The organism is Bacillus sp. JJ1503, assembly GCF_036965125.1.
In the GTDB taxonomy this organism is placed as follows: domain Bacteria; phylum Bacillota; class Bacilli; order Bacillales; family Cytobacillaceae; genus Cytobacillus.
This window is the reverse complement of sequence record NZ_JBALOZ010000264.1, coordinates 6,023-21,903: the sequence shown is the minus strand read 5'-3', so window position 1 is coordinate 21,903 and position 15,881 is coordinate 6,023. Positions and strand designations below refer to the sequence as shown.

The following is a 15,881-nucleotide window of genomic DNA, read 5'->3' as shown; positions in this document are numbered from 1 at the left end:
GGGTTACTGACGCAAAGGTCATGATTAACCTCCCCGAAAAAGGAATTTTTGTTAAAGATCCTTCTGAAGAAGCATCAGCTTCTATTGTTTTAAATACAAAATCAGGTTATCAATTTGAAGAATCTCAAATTCAAGCACTGTATCATTTAGTATCAAAAAGTATTCCTAATCTGCCTACTGATAATATCGTCATTACTAATCAATTCTTTGAGTACTTTGATTTAAAAAATAATCAAAATTCTACACCTGGCTCAACATTTGCCGAACAACATGAAATTAAAAAGCAAATTGAGCGAGATGTGCAGCGCCAAGTACAAGGAATGTTAGGCACACTAATGGGACATGACAAAGTTGTTGTGTCTGTGACGGCTGATGTTGATTTTACACAGGAGAACAGAGAGGAAAATCTAGTCACTCCAGTAGACGAAGAAAATATGGCCGGCATTGCTATTAGCGCCCAAAAAATAACGGAAACCTNNGTTCCGGGTTCTTCTTATTTAGAAGGAAATGGGGCAAATGGTGATTATGAAAAAATCGAAGAAACGATAAATAATGAAGTAAATAAAATTCGCAAAGAAATAGTTGAGAGCCCATATAAAGTAAGAGATTTAGGCATACAAGTCATGGTTGAGCCGCCACAGCCAGAGGATCCAGCTTCTCTTCCTCAGGAAAGAGTAGATGATATAACCAAGATTCTTGCCACGATTGTTCGTACGACAATCGATAAAAAAGCAGGATCAGAAGAATTAACGGATGAAGCGATTAATGACAAAGTTGTCGTTTCAGTTCAGCCATTTAAAGGAAAAGTAGAATTCCCTAATGATGTTAAGCAAGTTCTGCCACTATGGGCTTACATTGTAGCTGGTGTGCTTCTTGCCATAATCGTTCTACTAATCTTCTTATTTATTAGGGCAAGAAGAAAACAAAAAGCAGAAGAACAGGAACTATTAGAAGTTGAGGAAGTCATTCATGTTCCGGACGTTAATGAGGAGCACGAGACAGAAAGCACAATGCGCAAAAAACAGCTTGAAAAAATGGCAAAGGAAAAGCCAGAGGATTTTGCAAAGCTTCTGCGTACTTGGATTGCTGAAGATTAGGGGGTATGGGTAATGGCAAAGAAAGATCAAAAAGAGCTATCGGGTAAGCAAAAAGCGGCCATACTTCTAATATCACTTGGACCTGATGTTGCATCATCTGTATATAAGCATTTAAGTGAAGAAGAAATAGAAAAATTAACCTTAGAAATCTCTGGTGTCAAAAAAGTTGATTCACTGGCAAAAGAAGAAGTCGTAGAGGAATTTCACAATATCGCGTTAGCTCAGGATTATATCTCCCAAGGCGGTATTGGGTATGCAAAAACGGTTTTAGAAAAAGCACTTGGGAATGAGCAGGCAGCTGTTATCATTAATAGGCTAACGTCTTCCTTGCAGGTGAGACCTTTCGACTTTGCAAGGAAAGCAGACCCGGCTCAAATCCTTAACTTTATCCAAAATGAGCATCCGCAAACGATAGCATTAATATTATCGTATTTGGATGCCGCTCAGGCAGGGCAAATCCTATCGGAGCTTCCGCAGGAAATGCAAGCAGATATTGCTAAAAGAATTGCCGTCATGGATAGCACAGCGCCAGAAATTATTAATGAAGTGGAACAAATACTCGAAAGAAAACTTTCAGCAACTGTTACACAGGACTATACACAAACTGGCGGAATTGAAGCAGTCGTTGACGTCTTAAATGGGGTTGACCGTTCTACTGAGCGGACAATTTTGGATGCTTTAGAAATTCAGGATCCAGAGCTTGCGGAAGAAATTAAGAAAAGAATGTTTGTATTCGAGGATATTGTTACCCTCGATAACCGCGCAATACAGCGAGTTATCCGCGATTGTGAAAGTGAAGATCTTATGCTTTCACTTAAAGTTTCAAGCGATGAAGTTAAGGAAATTATTTTCAAAAATATGTCTAAGCGTATGGTTGAAACGTTTAAAGACGAGATGGAATATATGGGGCCAGTTAGACTTCGAGATGTAGAAGAGGCCCAATCACGGATTGTTGCCATTATCCGCCGCCTAGAGGAAGCTGGAGAAATCGTCGTTGCCCGCGGTGGAGGAGATGATATCATTGTCTAGGTTAATCAAAGGAGTGCCGCCTTTAGTTAATCCTGTCCAAAACGACAAAAAAGTCATCGCAATCAAGGTTTTTAAACCGGAAGTTCTAGAAGATGAATTCGTTTCAGCTACAATAAATATGGAAGAACAAGTGCAATCACTGATTGAAGAGGCGCATAGGAAAGCTGAAGAAATATTAAACAGCTCAAGACATGAAGCGGAATTGATTCGTCAGCAGCTAGATGAAAATATTCAAGCCTTTGAGCAAGAAAAAGAAAGAATGGCTGGAGAAGCACATCAAACCGGATTCGAAGCAGGATTAACAGAAGGCCGAGAAAAAGGATATGTAGAATACCATGAAGTCATTCAATCAGCACATGATATCGTAGAATCGTCCAAAAAAGACTACCGAAGCCATGTTGAATCTTCAGAAAGAGAAATACTTGAGATTGGGATCAAAGTAGCCCAAAAGATATTAGGGAAAACGATCGAAGAGAATGAGGAAGAATTTTTACTTATTGTCAGACGGGCGCTAAAAGAAGCAAGGGACAATCAAGAGGTTCAATTGCATGTTCATCCAAGACACTATGATTTTCTTCTTTCAAATAAGGAAGAACTAAAAATGATTTTTCCAAAAGAAATAGATTTATTTATTTATCCAGATGATGAATTAGCAGTATCAAGCTGCATCATTGAATCGGTAAATGGGAGAATTGATGCCAGTATTGATAGTCAGCTAGAAGAAATAAAACGAAAGCTTATTGAAATGCTAGAGGGTGAGCAGGAATGAAGCTTTTGGATGTCATTGAGCAAATTGATCAGCTAGACTCCTTTAAACGCTATGGAAGAGTAAAGAGAGTAGTAGGTTTAATGATTGAGTCCCAGGGACCACCTGAAAGCTCGATTGGCGATGTTTGCTATATTCATGTAGGCAATAATCGAAAAAGAACCATTCAGGCGGAAGTAGTCGGTTTTAAAAACGAAGAAGTTATTTTGATGCCATATACAACTATTAATGATATTTCGCCTGGCAGCCTGGTAGAAGCGACATCAAGGCCATTGGAAATAAAAGTTGGGGCTCAGCTGATCGGCTCAGTCATTGACTCGATGGGGCAGCCTCTTGATGGAACCCCATTGCCGAAAGGACTTTCTTCTGCGCCAACTGAGCAGGCTCCGCCCAATCCGCTCCAAAGACCGCCTATTTCTTCTGCTATGGAAGTCGGAGTTCGGATGATCGATAGTTTATTAACTGTTGGAATCGGACAGCGGGTTGGGATTTTTGCAGGAAGTGGTGTAGGGAAGAGTACTCTGCTAGGCATGGTTGCCAGGAATACAACTGCAGATTTAAACGTAATTGCCTTAATTGGAGAGCGTGGCAGGGAAGTGCGTGAATTTATTGAGCGTGACCTTGGTCCAGAAGGCTTAAGCCGTTCTATTGTCGTTGTCGCAACGTCTGATCAACCAGCATTAATGAGAATTAAGGGGGCCTATACAGCAACAGCCATTGCCGAATATTTTCGCGATAAGGGTCTAAATGTCATGATGATGATGGATTCGGTCACAAGGGTGGCGATGGCGCAAAGGGAAGTTGGACTTGCAATAGGTGAGCCCCCGACAACAAAAGGATATACCCCTTCTGTTTTTGCTATTTTGCCAAAGCTTCTCGAAAGAACTGGTACAAATGAAAAAGGATCCATTACAGCATTTTATACTGTTTTAGTAGATGGTGATGATATGAATGAACCCATTGCTGATACAGTCCGCGGGATATTGGATGGTCACTTTGTTCTTGATCGCGCTCTTGCTAATAAAGGTCAATATCCGGCGGTTAATGTGCTGAAAAGCGTCAGCAGGGTAATGAATAATATCGTTCCACCAGAACATATACGAGCAGCTGAGAAATTACGAGAGGCATTGAGTACTTATATGAATGCCGAAGATTTAATTAATATCGGAGCATATAAAAAAGGGTCATCCAGCGAAATTGATGAAGCTATAAGGCTCTATCCTAATATTATTTCCTTCTTAAAGCAGGGAACGCATGAAAAAATAACTTTTCAAGAAAGTGTTTACCAATTAAATAGCCTTTTAGGGAAAGGAGATTAATTTTCATGCAATACCAATTCAAATTTGAAAAAATCCTTACGATTAAAGAAAGAGAGAAGGATGAAGCACTAAACGTTTATAACCAATCAGTCAAAAGATTTGAAACAGCCGCTGAAAAATTGTATGAACTCCTTAAGAAAAAAGAGGATTTAGAAGACTATCAATCTTCAAGGCTAGTTAACGGGTTGCCAGTACAAGAAATTAGGCATCATCAGCACTTTATTCATCAATTGGAAAGAACGATCAAGCATTATCAGCAAATTGTTATGAATGCACGAAATCACATGAATTTTCAGCAGGAAAGGCTGCTGGAGAAAAATGTAGAAGTAAAAAAATATGAGAAAATTAAAGAAAAAGACATGACGAATTTTGCTGAAGATGTAAGGCTGCAAGAGGGAAGGCAAATGGATGATATCTCGATTCAGCATTATATGTATCGGGGAAATTAGGTGGTAAAGTGGACAAAGTACTAGAAGAAAAAAAGCAATCAAAATTTCAAGGCTTCATATTTGTGGTCTTAATTCCTTTATTATTTGCTATTACAGTAGCTCTTATTGTGATGACTATTCTTGGGATTAATGTTTTCGAACTATCAAAGGAATACGGTCAGAAGATTCCGTTTATATCTTCTGCCTTAAATGAAGAAGGTTCCCAAAGCATCGAAGACATAGAGTCAAAAATGATTGAACTTGAAGCGGAAATTAAAGACCGGGAAGCGAAGATTTCTAAGCTTGAAACGGAGATAGAGAATAAAGACGAGGAAATTTCACAAGTGCAATTAGAAAAGGAACGTCTGGAAGAAGAAATTCTTGAACTAACAGCGATGAAAGATGAAAACAAACGTGCATTTAAGGATATTATCAAAACCTATGAAACGATTTCAGCAAAGAAAGCTGCTCCGATACTTTCACAAATGGGTGAGGAAGAAGCTTTACAAATNNCACTAGCAGCTATTATGGAAAAAATGAATCCGGAAGATGCAGCTAGGTATACGGAGCTGTTAACAGCCAACGCTGAAAATCAATTGGAAAACTCTCCGTAATGTAAAAGAGTTAAATGAAAGGGGGTGAAAAAATGGAAATGAGCGGATTAGGAGCAATTAATACGATTGTATCCAACAACGGAAATTCTAGTTCAATCAGCAAAAATCCAACTGGATTTGGGGCTTTGGTTGCAGGATTGATGGGGAATTCAACAAACCCTGTACAAGATAAGGATACTTCAAACAATTTACCTAGTGATGAGGTTGAAAGTTTACTTCAATTTCTGCAGACAGCAGATGTTTTTGCACTGGAAAATGGGGCTGAGCTAATTGATGGATCAAATCTTAGTTCTACGGAAGTCATCAAAATAATAGAAAATGAATTAAATTTATCCACTGATGAACTTTACGAACTGCTAAGTAAATTTTTCAATGATATTAGTTNNCTGCAAAGAGTGAAAAGCCAAGTGATGAGGATGTTTCCCAAATAGATATGGTCCTTGCAATGATCCAATCAATTATTTCTATTCAAAAGCAAGATATGAAAATAGAACCGAATAAAGACTTTGGACAAGCAATGAAAGCAATCAAACTTTTTGAGCTGTTATCTGCACATGAGGATTCTTTAGGTAATCAATTAAAGTTAAAAGAATTTATGAAGAATATCTCTGAAAAGCTAGAAACGGCATTAAATAGTACAAATTCCTCTGATAGAGGTGAATTTGTAAGGAAAACATTTCAAACTCTTGTAAATGAGTTGAATGGAAAAGTTGTATCGGGCACTGATAAAGCGGGAGAACAAATCGCAAAAGCATTGAATAAATCTGAGCCTGTTAATCATCAAGGATTCATTCAATTTCAGCAATTATCCAAACCTGAGCAGTTAACTATGCTATCAAGTTCTGGCAGACCTGTTTCAGCCGAGCAGCTGATTGAGCAATTCGAATCCATTCTATCTAAAAGCCAATTATTGAAAAGCGGCGGGACTCAAAGACTATTCCTTAAGTTAAATCCAGAAAATCTCGGATCACTTAGAATAGAGTTAATTCAGAAGGATTCAACAATCATAGCCCGGATTCTTACATCGACCGCAAATGCAAAAGATATGATGGAGTCGCATTTGAACGGGTTAAGACAAGCCTTCCAATCGCAAAATATTCAAGTGGAGAGAATTGAGATCTCTCAAGCTTTTACTTCTCAGGAACGCAGTTTTAATCGTGAAGGGCAACATCAAGGTCAGGAAAGACAGCAGCAAGAAGAGCGTCAAGAAAAACAATCAGGAGATTTTAACCACTCATTCGAAGAAGCACTTCTTAATACAGAAGCGTAGGTGTGATAAACATGACTAATACGATTGATTCGTCTTTAATGCTATCAAGCTATCAAAAAGAACAGAGAAAAACGGGCTCGGATATTTTAGGAAAAGATGACTTTCTAAAAATATTAATGGTCCAGCTCCAAAACCAGGATCCAATGAATCCGATGCAGGATAAAGATTTTATTGCCCAAATGGCCACTTTTTCAACATTAGAGCAGATAACGAATATGGGAAAGTCAATGGATAAATTTGTGAAGGTCCAGGAGCAGAGTCAATTAATTGCCTATAACCAATTTGTCGGCAAGGACATTACATGGCATAAAGTTTCTGAAGCAAAAGAACAGGGTGGAACTCCTGTAATTGAGGAAGGAAAAGGGAGAGTAGCATCCGTTCAGTTTAAGGATAATAATGTCCTATTTATCCTTGATGACGGAACGAAACTAGAACCGGGCAATATTTCGCAAATCAACGAAACATCAAAAGAAAATTCGATGGTTCAAGCGAGCATGATGATTGGAAAATCGGTTACATACTTAGCAGAAAAAGCAGAAAAAACAGGATTAGTAAAATCAGTTTCCTTTAAAGATGGGAAAACACTGTTTCAATTAGATGATGAAAAGACTACAATCACTGCTTCGCAAATAACAAAAATAGAATAATGAGAAGGTGATTGAATGGATAAAATGATGTTTCATCCGATTCAATCGAAAGCCGTTATAAGCCCGAAGGCCAAACCATTTAAGCCGGAATTGCAAAGCTCTCAAAAATTTGCCGCCCATCTACAAACGGCTCTTCAGCCCCAAGGTAAATTAGTAGTGAGTAAACACGCACAGGATCGCATGCACCAGAGAGGAATTCAGATTAATGAATCTCACTGGAAGCAAATTGCAGACAAAGTTCTCGAAGCTAGAAAAAAGGGTGTAAATGAATCACTCGTATTGCTTAAAGATGCGGCGCTCATTGTCAGCGCAAAAAACAATACAGTGATCACGGCAATGGATCGGGACGAAGCCCGAACACAAATATTTACGAATATTAATGGAACTATTATTTTAGATCAATAAATATTGGCTGGACCTGTTAAAGGAAGCCAAAGCTGCGGACTGACAGAAGCAGCTATATACGAAAGGAGCAATCATTTAATGCTACGTTCAATGTATTCAGGGATAAGTGGACTTAGAAACTTTCAAACAAAGCTTGATGTAATTGGCAACAACATCGCAAACGTAAATACTGCAGGATTTAAAAAGGGTCGTGTTACTTTTAAAGATGCAATGAGCCAAACTATTGCCGGAGCCAGTGCTTCAACTGAAAACCGTGGTGGTAAAAACTCGATGCAGGTTGGATTAGGGTCATCCTTGTCAACTATTGATACTATTCATACTGGATCCAGCTTGCAAACAACAAATCGACCACAAGATTTAGCAATTGAAGGCGATGGATACTTTGTAGTAAAACAAGGAAATGCAGAATTTTATACTCGTGCTGGGAATTTTTATCTTGATGATAATGGGACTCTAGTTAATGGTGATGGTTATAAAGTTCAAGCTTACCAAGTCAATGATGGAAAAGTGTCAAATACTTATGGGAATGTGACAATTAACGTGAATGCGTTATTACCTGCCACAACGACAAGTAAAATTGACATCGCAGGAAATTTAGATCCAAATACACTTAAGGATGAGGTTTTTACTCAACAAGTAAAGGTAGTAGATACAAAGGGAAAAGAACATACCATTGATGTAAAGTATAAAAAAGATACTGATCCTGACTCAGATCCAACTGTACCTCAAACTTGGAATGTATATTTTGGTAAGGATACAACGGGAACAGAAGATTTAGTAATAACATTCCCACTTGATCCTACCACACCCCCAACAATAACAGGTGATATTACCTTGTCTGATGGGACTACTATTTCAGGTACAGACTTAACACTATCTGTAGAGGAACTTACAAGTACAGCTGGTTCAGGCATATCTGTTATGGCAGCTCCAAATGGCTTTACAGCTGGAAAACTTGAAAGCTTCAGCATTGGTGCAATGGGAGAAATAAATGGTGTGTATTCAAATGGACAAATATCCACTCTTGGCCGCCTAGCCATTGCTAAATTTAGCAATACATCAGGCTTAAATAAAACTGGCGGGAACTTATTCCAAGAAACAATTAGCTCTGGACCAGCAAATGTCGGCGCAGCTGGTGAAGGCCGTGGCACAATCGCATCCGGAGCCCTAGAAATGTCAAACGTCGACCTTTCCGAAGAGTTCACAGAAATGATCACAGCCCAACGTGGTTTCCAAGCAAACACAAGAATTATCACAACTTCAGACGAAATTTTACAAGAGTTAGTTAACCTAAAACGATAGTTAAGGGAGGGACAGGGTCTTGAGGCTTAAAAGTCCTAAGGCCCTGAACATAACATTGATTAAAGTTAGTCGCCTAAATGGAAAACCATTTACACTAAATGCTGTGTTTATCGAAACGATAGAGTCTTTTCCCGATACAACAATTACGTTAACGAATGGCCGAAAGTATGTTGTGAAAGAATCGGAGGATACTGTATCGAAGCTTGTAAAGGAATTCTATCAATCTGTCAGCCTTTTGGGGCAACAGCAAATGGGAGAAAGAGAGAATGAAGAATAATAAGCTGGTCATGATCATGTTAATATTGCTTGTGGCTATTGCCTTAGTTGGAGCTGTCGCGATTATTATTGTTAAACAGCTTAATGATAATTCTGGTCCGAAAGAACCGTCAATTGATGAAGTATTAGAGGCATCTGTTGACGTTCCGCAAATTACAACTAACTTAGCAAGCAATGATTTTATCCGTATTTCATTTAAAATTCAAACAGATAGTAAAAAAGCAAAAGAGGAACTAGAAAAAAGAGATTTTCAAGTAAAGGACATCATTATCCAAGAATTATCTGAAATGGCAGCTGAAGATATTCAGGGTAAAGAGGGTCAGAAAAAGCTAAAAGAGGATTTAAAGGGAAAAATCAATACGATTTTGCAAAAAGGTGAAGTTGAACAGGTATATATTACTGAAAATCTCCTCCAATAGAACAACATTATTAAAATTTATAGTCAAAGGCTGGAGGTGAGGTTTCATGTCAGGTGAAGTTTTATCACAGAGTGAAATAGATGCGCTCCTTTCTGCATTATCAACAGGTGAAATGGATGCAGACGAGCTTAAAAAAGAGCAGACTGAGAAAAAAGTTAAGGTCTATGACTTTAAAAGGGCGCTGCGCTTTTCAAAGGATCAAATTAGAAGTTTAACTAGAATCCATGAAAATTTTGCACGGCTGTTAACTACTTTCTTCTCTGCACAATTAAGAACTTATGTCCAAATTACTGTCGCATCAGCCGATCAGATTCCATATGAAGAGTTTATTAGGTCCATCCCGAAAATGACGATATTAAATGTTTTTGAGGTGCCCCCTTTAGATGGAAGAATCCTGATGGAAGTCAATCCCAATATTGCTTACGCATTAATGGACAGAATGATGGGCGGCAAAGGCTCGAGTATAAATAAGGTTGATAATTTAACAGAAATTGAAACAAAAATTATGTCTACCACTTTTGAACGAGCATTTGAGAATTATATGGAAGCCTGGAGCACGATTGAAGAAATTGATCCTCAGCTAATGGATTTCGAGGTCAATCCTCAATTTCTGCAAATGGTGTCGCCGAATGAAACAGTTGTAGTGATCTCGTTAAATACGACAATTGGTGAAACGAGCGGAATGATGAATATTTGTATTCCACATGTCGTCCTTGAGCCAATTATCCCTAAGCTATCTGTACACTATTGGATGCAAACAGATAAAAAGGAGAGAGCTCCTGAAGAGTTAAACAGGCTTGAAAATCATATCCAACGTGCGGAAGTATCCGTTGTAGGAGAACTTGGCCATTCGGAAATCAGCATTCAGGATTTTCTTATGTTAGATATCGGTGATGTTATCGAGCTAAATAAACCAATTGATCAGCCTTTACTGATTAAAGTAGGGGATATACCTAAATTTCTCGGACAGCCAGGAAAAGTAAACAAAAAACTTGCAATTCAAGTATTAGACATTGTGAAAGGGGGAGGCGACGATGATGAGCGATGATATGCTTTCACAAGATGAAATAGATGCGCTATTACGCGGGGTAGATGACGATGATGAGTCTGATTTATTTGATGAAACTTTAAATGTAGAAGACTACCTATCTCCAATGGAGCAGGATGCTTTAGGAGAAATTGGGAACATTTCGTTTGGAAGCTCAGCAACAGCATTGTCAACCTTACTAAACCAAAAAGTAGAAATTACGACACCATCAGTAACGACCATACCGCCTAAAAAATTACATGATGAATTTCCGCATCCTTATGTTGCGATCCAGGTTAGTTATACGGAAGGATTTTCGGGAAGTAATTTATTAGTCATTAAACAAACAGATGCTGCGATTATTGCAGATTTAATGTTGGGTGGAAATGGACAAAACCCAGCCGATCTTTTGGGGGAAATTCAGCTAAGTGCTGTGCAGGAAGCGATGAACCAAATGATGGGTTCTGCGGCAACTTCAATGTCTACCATTTTTAGCAAAAGAGTAGATATTTCACCTCCTACCATTGATATTTTAGATATTCCACAGGGAGAGGGTACAAATCGCATTCCTGGAGAAGATATATTGGTTAAAATCTCCTTCCGTTTGAAAATTGGGGACTTAATTGATTCTAATATTATGCAGCTTTTGCCACTGCAATTTGCTAAAAGTTTAGTCAACGAATTGTTAAATCCGGGAGGAGAACCGGAGAATATTTCAGGTACAATGAAAGAAGTTGAGGATTCCGTCCCAATGTACCAAGATTCCGAGGTTACACTGGATAAACAGCCTGTAGACACATTCGCTCAGGAAAATAGTTTTTCTCAAAACCCGTATTCAGAAAGAGAAATGGTTCCGCCAAATGGGGGATGGCAGCAAGCTCCTCAAGGGCAGCATGTACAACAGGTACATCAAGCTTATCAGGCACATCCAGCATACTATCCGCCACCACAAGCAGCGAGCCATCAAAATGGTCCGCAGCATTTTGGTTCTGCGTTACCTGGCGGAGTACAGCCAACTGTTCAGCCTGCAGTTTTTTCAAGCTTTGAACCATATTCACTTCAAGAATCTGAATCGAAAAATTTAAACATGCTACTTGATATTCCACTGCAAGTAACCGTTGAACTAGGAAGAACAAAACGATCAGTGAAAGAAATCCTAGAGTTATCTGCTGGATCGATCATTGAATTAGATAAACTTGCAGGGGAACCCGTTGATATTCTAGTCAATAATCGCTTAATTGCTCAAGGAGAGGTAGTTGTGATTGACGAGAACTTCGGAGTACGTGTAACAGACATCATTAGTCAAAGTGACCGAATAAAAAAACTTAAATAAGCACGGGGGTTAACAGTAATGGCGCACAAAATTTTAATTGTAGATGATGCAGCTTTCATGAGAATGATGATTAAGGATATTCTTTCAAAAAATGGGTATGAAGTAGTCGGAGAAGCAGCAGATGGTGCTCAGGCAGTTGAAAAGTATAAAGAGTCTCAGCCAGATTTAGTAACAATGGATATTACAATGCCCGAAATGGATGGAATTACTGCTCTTAAAGAAATTAAAAAAATTAATCCGAATGCTAAGGTTATTATGTGTTCCGCGATGGGACAGCAGGCAATGGTTATTGATGCCATTCAGGCAGGGGCAAAGGATTTTATCGTAAAACCATTCCAGGCTGACCGTGTGATCGAGGCTATTTCCAAAACTTTAGGCTAATGAATATTTCATTTAGAGGGTGCAGTATATTGCTATATTTCAAGCGGACAATTTTTACGCTGTTTTTAATGAGCTTTGCTCTGCTAGGGATTCATGCACCAGCCTACGCAGAGCAAGTAAATAGTGTAAAAGATTGTATAGAACATCCAGATACATGCGATCAAGATCAGCTTCCTCAAAAACAGGATACAGCCAAGAATGAACAACCCGTTAAGGTTGGATTAAATCTTTTTGATTTTGTCAAAATGATTTTTGCCACTGTCTTTGTTGTAGGACTATTATATTTCATGCTTAAAATTATTAATAAGAAAAGTAAAATGTATAAAAGCTCCCAGCTTGTTGAGAATTTAGGCGGAACGGCATTAGGCACAAACCGTTCAGTACAATTAATAAAGGTTGGGAAGAGGGTCTTAATTGTTGGTGTAGGAGAAAATATACAGCTTTTGAAAGAAATCGAAGATCAAGAGGAGTATAATCAGCTTCTGACCGATTATAACGAAAAGATGGAACAGCTTGTACAACCAAGCGATATTGTGACAAGGGTACTTCAAAGAAGAAAAAGTGTACATCAAGATGAGAAACAAGGGAACCAATTTCAAAGCATACTCAAACAACAATTGGAAGATATCACAAAAGGAAGAAAGCAATTATATAAAGAAATGGAGAAGAAAGGGTCAGACGAGCGATGAATGAATTTATGGAGTTTTTTAACAATAGTTCGCCTGCCAATGTTTCAACATCTGTGAAGCTTATATTAATGCTTACAGTTTTATCATTGGCACCCAGCATTCTCATTTTAATGACTTGCTTTACAAGAATCATAATTGTTCTCTCCTTTGTCAGAACGGCGCTTGCCACTCAGCAAATGCCTCCTAATCAGGTACTAATCGGATTAGCTTTATTTCTTTCATTTTTTATCATGGCACCTACCTTTCAGCAAGTAAATGAAGAAGCACTTACACCATTATTTAATGAAGAAATTAATTTAGAACAAGCATACGAAAAAGCATCGATCCCATTTAAGGAATTTATGAGTGCCCATACGAGACAAAAGGATTTAGCCTTGTTCCTTGAATATTCGAAAGCAGAGCCACCTAAATCAATAGAGGACATTCCATTAACAGCTCTTGTCCCGGCATTTGCCATTAGTGAAATAAAAACAGCTTTCCAAATTGGATTTATGATTTTTATTCCATTTCTTGTAATTGACATGGTGGTTGCGAGTGTTCTTATGTCGATGGGAATGATGATGCTGCCTCCAGTGATGATTTCATTGCCATTTAAAATATTATTATTTGTTCTTGTGGATGGATGGTATCTTGTTGTTAAATCTCTTTTACAAAGCTTTTAAGCAGGTGAAAATAATAAATGACTCCTGAATCCGTAATAACAATTGCAGAACAAGGAATTATGACGGTTTTATTCATAAGTGGTCCATTGCTGGTGCTCGCGCTAGTTGTAGGGTTAATCGTCAGTATCTTTCAAGCAACAACACAAATTCAAGAACAGACACTAGCATTTATTCCAAAAATTGTTGCCGTATTAGCAGGACTCGTTTTCTTCGGTCCGTGGATGCTCAGCCATATGCTTTCATATGCTGGAGAAATATTTTCGAATTTAACTAGATTTGTAGGATGATCATATGGTGAATTTCTTACCGGCGTTCCCGGCCTTTTTACTTATTTTCGTAAGGGTAACATCTTTTTTTCTGATGATGCCCCTTTTTTCATATCGCTCTATACCAACAGTTGCAAAAATTGGCTTAGGCTTTTTCATGTCATTGATTATGGTGTTTACCATAGATACACCTGCGTTAGAAATAGACAATCATTATTTTTTATTAATTATCAAAGAAGCGCTTGTAGGGCTTTTAATTGGATTTATAGCGTATTTAATTTTATCGGCCATACAAATTGCCGGCGGTTTTATTGACTTTCAGATGGGATTTGCCATTGCAAACGTCATCGATCCCCAAACAGGTGCACAAAGCCCGCTTATGGGTCAATATTTATACACGATTGGACTCTTTTTCTTACTCACTGTCAATGGCCATCATCTATTATTAGATGGGGTATTTTATAGCTATCAGTTTATCCCTTTAGAACAGCCATGGATTTCATTTGGGAATGAAAACATGGCGGAATATGTAGTAAAAGCATTTAATTCTATGTTTATTATTGCCTTTCAAATGTCAATCCCAGTAGTAGGCAGTTTGTTTTTAGTAGATATTGCTTTGGGAATTGTTGCGCGGACAGTTCCCCAACTCAATGTATTTGTCGTGGGACTTCCATTGAAGATAGGTGTAAGCTTTATTGTTCTATTAACAGTAATGAGCATTATGCTGCTCGTAGTTTCCCAATTATTCGAAATGATGTTAAGCACGATGCGTGGCCTAATGGATATTATTGGGGGAACCTAACAGATGAAACGATTAATTGCCTTAGACCTGCAATACTTTGCAGGAGAAAAAACGGAAAAAGCAACACCGAAGAAAAGGCAGGATTCCAGGAAAAAGGGACAAGTAGCAAAGAGCCAGGATGTTAACACGGCCGTTGTCCTATTAGGTGTTTTTACATTCCTTCTATTTGCAGGGTCTTATTTAAAGGATATTGTTTTTTATATTATGACACATACTTTTAATCAGTTAATGCTCATGGAATTGACTGAAGCAAATATACAAATCCTATTTTTAGCCATCCTGAAGGAACTTGTGTTCTTATTAGGCCCGATCATGCTAGTTGCCATGCTTTCGGGAATTATCGCCAATTATGCCCAGGTAGGATTTTTATTTTCCACAGAAGCTATTCAGCCGAAACTAGAAAAGCTGGATCCAATTAAAGGTTTTAAACGGATTTTTTCAGTAAGAGCTATCGTTGAACTTTTAAAATCAATCTTAAAAATTGGCTTTGTAGGGATTATCACCTTTATGGTTTTATGGAACAGAATTGATGAAATCCTGATCCTATCACAAAAAACAGTAGGGGCCGCACTGGCAACGATTGGCAGCTTAACTGTGCAAATGGGTTTGTATGCCTCAGGTGCCCTGCTATTTCTATCAATATTAGATTTCTTATATCAGAAATATGATTTTGAAAAAAACATCCGAATGTCAAAGCAAGATATTAAAGACGAGTATAAAAATATTGAAGGGGATCCCCTTATCAAATCAAAAATAAAACAGAAACAACGGGAAATGGCAATGAGAAGAATGATGCAGGAGGTTCCGAATGCGGATGTCGTCATAACTAATCCAACTCATTTCGCCGTTGCTTTAAAATATGATGAGGCAAAACTCGATGCACCCTATGTTGTCGCAAAAGGGGTCGACTTTGTTGCTCAAAAGATAAAAATGATTGCTAAAGAAAAGGATATTATAACTGTTGAAAATCGGCCTCTAGCGAGAGCTTTATATAGCCAGGCGGAAATTGGAGATGCGATTCCTGAAGAATTTTTCAAAGCAGTCGCGGAAATTCTTGCCCATGTATATAGAATGAAAAAGAAAATTTAACCCATTTTGAGTTTGTGAGCTGTCTAGCTCCAGCGCCTACACCCCGACGTACAGGACGTA

The 15,881-nt window shown here is 38.2% G+C and carries 19 protein-coding genes; all 19 read left to right on the top strand.

The annotated features are described in order from the left end of the window. Positions 1-20 precede the first annotated feature (20 nt). Positions 21-1,097, top strand: a complete 1,077-nt coding sequence (gene fliF / locus V7149_RS19490) for a flagellar basal-body MS-ring/collar protein FliF (protein ID WP_438824132.1) — start codon at positions 21-23, stop codon at positions 1,095-1,097. A 12-nt stretch (positions 1,098-1,109) separates the two neighbouring features. Continuing rightward, positions 1,110-2,126 (top strand): flagellar motor switch protein FliG, encoded by a 1,017-nt coding sequence (gene fliG, locus V7149_RS19485; protein WP_335347254.1) that lies wholly within the window; start codon positions 1,110-1,112, stop codon positions 2,124-2,126. Beyond that, the gene (fliH, locus tag V7149_RS19480) at positions 2,110-2,895 is read left to right on the top strand and encodes a flagellar assembly protein FliH (RefSeq protein WP_335347253.1); all 786 of its coding nucleotides are present in this window, start codon (positions 2,110-2,112) and stop codon (positions 2,893-2,895) included. Before fliG ends, fliH begins: the two co-directional genes overlap by 17 nt. After that, positions 2,892-4,211, top strand: a complete 1,320-nt coding sequence (gene fliI / locus V7149_RS19475) for a flagellar protein export ATPase FliI (RefSeq protein WP_335347252.1) — start codon at positions 2,892-2,894, stop codon at positions 4,209-4,211. Before fliH ends, fliI begins: the two co-directional genes overlap by 4 nt. Positions 4,212-4,216: 5 nt before the next feature. Then, entirely contained in the window at positions 4,217-4,660 is a 444-nt protein-coding gene (gene fliJ, locus V7149_RS19470) for a flagellar export protein FliJ (protein ID WP_335347251.1), read from the top strand. A gap of 1,026 nt (positions 4,661-5,686) precedes the next feature. Continuing rightward, a complete protein-coding gene (locus V7149_RS19460; protein ID WP_335347249.1) occupies positions 5,687-6,523 on the top strand; it encodes a flagellar hook-length control protein FliK in 837 nt (278 codons plus the stop codon). A gap of 11 nt (positions 6,524-6,534) precedes the next feature. Then, positions 6,535-7,170 (top strand): flagellar hook assembly protein FlgD, encoded by a 636-nt coding sequence (flgD, locus tag V7149_RS19455; RefSeq protein WP_335347248.1) that lies wholly within the window; start codon positions 6,535-6,537, stop codon positions 7,168-7,170. A 15-nt stretch (positions 7,171-7,185) separates the two neighbouring features. Then, a complete protein-coding gene (locus V7149_RS19450; RefSeq protein ID WP_335347247.1) occupies positions 7,186-7,575 on the top strand; it encodes a TIGR02530 family flagellar biosynthesis protein in 390 nt (129 codons plus the stop codon). A 78-nt stretch (positions 7,576-7,653) separates the two neighbouring features. Beyond that, the gene (locus V7149_RS19445; RefSeq protein WP_335347246.1) at positions 7,654-8,877 is read left to right on the top strand and encodes a flagellar hook protein FlgE; all 1,224 of its coding nucleotides are present in this window, start codon (positions 7,654-7,656) and stop codon (positions 8,875-8,877) included. 55 nt (positions 8,878-8,932) lie between these two features. Then, the gene (locus tag V7149_RS19440; RefSeq protein WP_335347259.1) at positions 8,933-9,154 is read left to right on the top strand and encodes a flagellar FlbD family protein; all 222 of its coding nucleotides are present in this window, start codon (positions 8,933-8,935) and stop codon (positions 9,152-9,154) included. Next, positions 9,144-9,572 carry a flagellar basal body-associated protein FliL gene (gene fliL / locus V7149_RS19435; RefSeq protein ID WP_335347245.1) on the top strand — a complete coding sequence of 143 codons (429 nt, stop codon included), beginning with the start codon at positions 9,144-9,146 and terminating at the stop codon, positions 9,570-9,572. Before V7149_RS19440 ends, fliL begins: the two co-directional genes overlap by 11 nt. Before the next feature lie 46 nt (positions 9,573-9,618). Beyond that, positions 9,619-10,620, top strand: a complete 1,002-nt coding sequence (fliM, locus tag V7149_RS19430) for a flagellar motor switch protein FliM (RefSeq protein WP_335347244.1) — start codon at positions 9,619-9,621, stop codon at positions 10,618-10,620. Further along, positions 10,607-11,932, top strand: coding sequence for a flagellar motor switch phosphatase FliY (gene fliY / locus V7149_RS19425; protein ID WP_335347243.1), 1,326 nt, complete (start codon positions 10,607-10,609; stop codon positions 11,930-11,932). The genes fliM and fliY overlap by 14 nt, the downstream gene beginning before the upstream one ends. Before the next feature lie 18 nt (positions 11,933-11,950). Beyond that, on the top strand, positions 11,951-12,313 hold the full coding sequence (locus V7149_RS19420; RefSeq protein WP_315668554.1) for a response regulator: 363 nt from the start codon (positions 11,951-11,953) through the stop codon (positions 12,311-12,313). Between the two features lie 29 nt (positions 12,314-12,342). Next, the gene (locus V7149_RS19415) at positions 12,343-13,002 is read left to right on the top strand and encodes a flagellar biosynthetic protein FliO (protein ID WP_335347242.1); all 660 of its coding nucleotides are present in this window, start codon (positions 12,343-12,345) and stop codon (positions 13,000-13,002) included. Then, entirely contained in the window at positions 12,999-13,664 is a 666-nt protein-coding gene (gene fliP, locus V7149_RS19410) for a flagellar type III secretion system pore protein FliP (RefSeq protein WP_066289004.1), read from the top strand. The genes V7149_RS19415 and fliP overlap by 4 nt, the downstream gene beginning before the upstream one ends. Before the next feature lie 17 nt (positions 13,665-13,681). Then, positions 13,682-13,951 carry a flagellar biosynthesis protein FliQ gene (gene fliQ, locus V7149_RS19405; RefSeq protein ID WP_335347241.1) on the top strand — a complete coding sequence of 90 codons (270 nt, stop codon included), beginning with the start codon at positions 13,682-13,684 and terminating at the stop codon, positions 13,949-13,951. A 4-nt stretch (positions 13,952-13,955) separates the two neighbouring features. Next, a complete protein-coding gene (gene fliR / locus V7149_RS19400) occupies positions 13,956-14,732 on the top strand; it encodes a flagellar biosynthetic protein FliR (RefSeq protein WP_335347240.1) in 777 nt (258 codons plus the stop codon). Positions 14,733-14,735: 3 nt separating this feature from the next. After that, positions 14,736-15,821, top strand: coding sequence for a flagellar biosynthesis protein FlhB (gene flhB / locus V7149_RS19395; RefSeq protein WP_335347239.1), 1,086 nt, complete (start codon positions 14,736-14,738; stop codon positions 15,819-15,821). Positions 15,822-15,881: the final 60 nt, after the last annotated feature.

What these genes read in the sequence shown, in the direction of transcription:
- fliY (WP_335347243.1), top strand. Translation starts at nt 10,607, where the DNA reads ATGATGAGCGATGATATGCTTTCACAAGATGAAATAGATGCGCTATTA.
- fliP (WP_066289004.1), top strand. Translation starts at nt 12,999, where the DNA reads ATGAATGAATTTATGGAGTTTTTTAACAATAGTTCGCCTGCCAATGTT.
- fliG (WP_335347254.1), top strand. Translation starts at nt 1,110, where the DNA reads ATGGCAAAGAAAGATCAAAAAGAGCTATCGGGTAAGCAAAAAGCGGCC.
- V7149_RS19445 (WP_335347246.1), top strand. Translation starts at nt 7,654, where the DNA reads ATGCTACGTTCAATGTATTCAGGGATAAGTGGACTTAGAAACTTTCAA.
- fliI (WP_335347252.1), top strand. Translation starts at nt 2,892, where the DNA reads ATGAAGCTTTTGGATGTCATTGAGCAAATTGATCAGCTAGACTCCTTT.
- fliR (WP_335347240.1), top strand. Translation starts at nt 13,956, where the DNA reads ATGGTGAATTTCTTACCGGCGTTCCCGGCCTTTTTACTTATTTTCGTA.
- fliL (WP_335347245.1), top strand. Translation starts at nt 9,144, where the DNA reads ATGAAGAATAATAAGCTGGTCATGATCATGTTAATATTGCTTGTGGCT.
- flgD (WP_335347248.1), top strand. Translation starts at nt 6,535, where the DNA reads ATGACTAATACGATTGATTCGTCTTTAATGCTATCAAGCTATCAAAAA.
- fliH (WP_335347253.1), top strand. Translation starts at nt 2,110, where the DNA reads ATGATATCATTGTCTAGGTTAATCAAAGGAGTGCCGCCTTTAGTTAAT.
- V7149_RS19420 (WP_315668554.1), top strand. Translation starts at nt 11,951, where the DNA reads ATGGCGCACAAAATTTTAATTGTAGATGATGCAGCTTTCATGAGAATG.
- V7149_RS19460 (WP_335347249.1), top strand. Translation starts at nt 5,687, where the DNA reads ATGGTCCTTGCAATGATCCAATCAATTATTTCTATTCAAAAGCAAGAT.
- V7149_RS19450 (WP_335347247.1), top strand. Translation starts at nt 7,186, where the DNA reads ATGGATAAAATGATGTTTCATCCGATTCAATCGAAAGCCGTTATAAGC.
- fliQ (WP_335347241.1), top strand. Translation starts at nt 13,682, where the DNA reads ATGACTCCTGAATCCGTAATAACAATTGCAGAACAAGGAATTATGACG.
- fliM (WP_335347244.1), top strand. Translation starts at nt 9,619, where the DNA reads ATGTCAGGTGAAGTTTTATCACAGAGTGAAATAGATGCGCTCCTTTCT.
- fliJ (WP_335347251.1), top strand. Translation starts at nt 4,217, where the DNA reads ATGCAATACCAATTCAAATTTGAAAAAATCCTTACGATTAAAGAAAGA.
- flhB (WP_335347239.1), top strand. Translation starts at nt 14,736, where the DNA reads ATGAAACGATTAATTGCCTTAGACCTGCAATACTTTGCAGGAGAAAAA.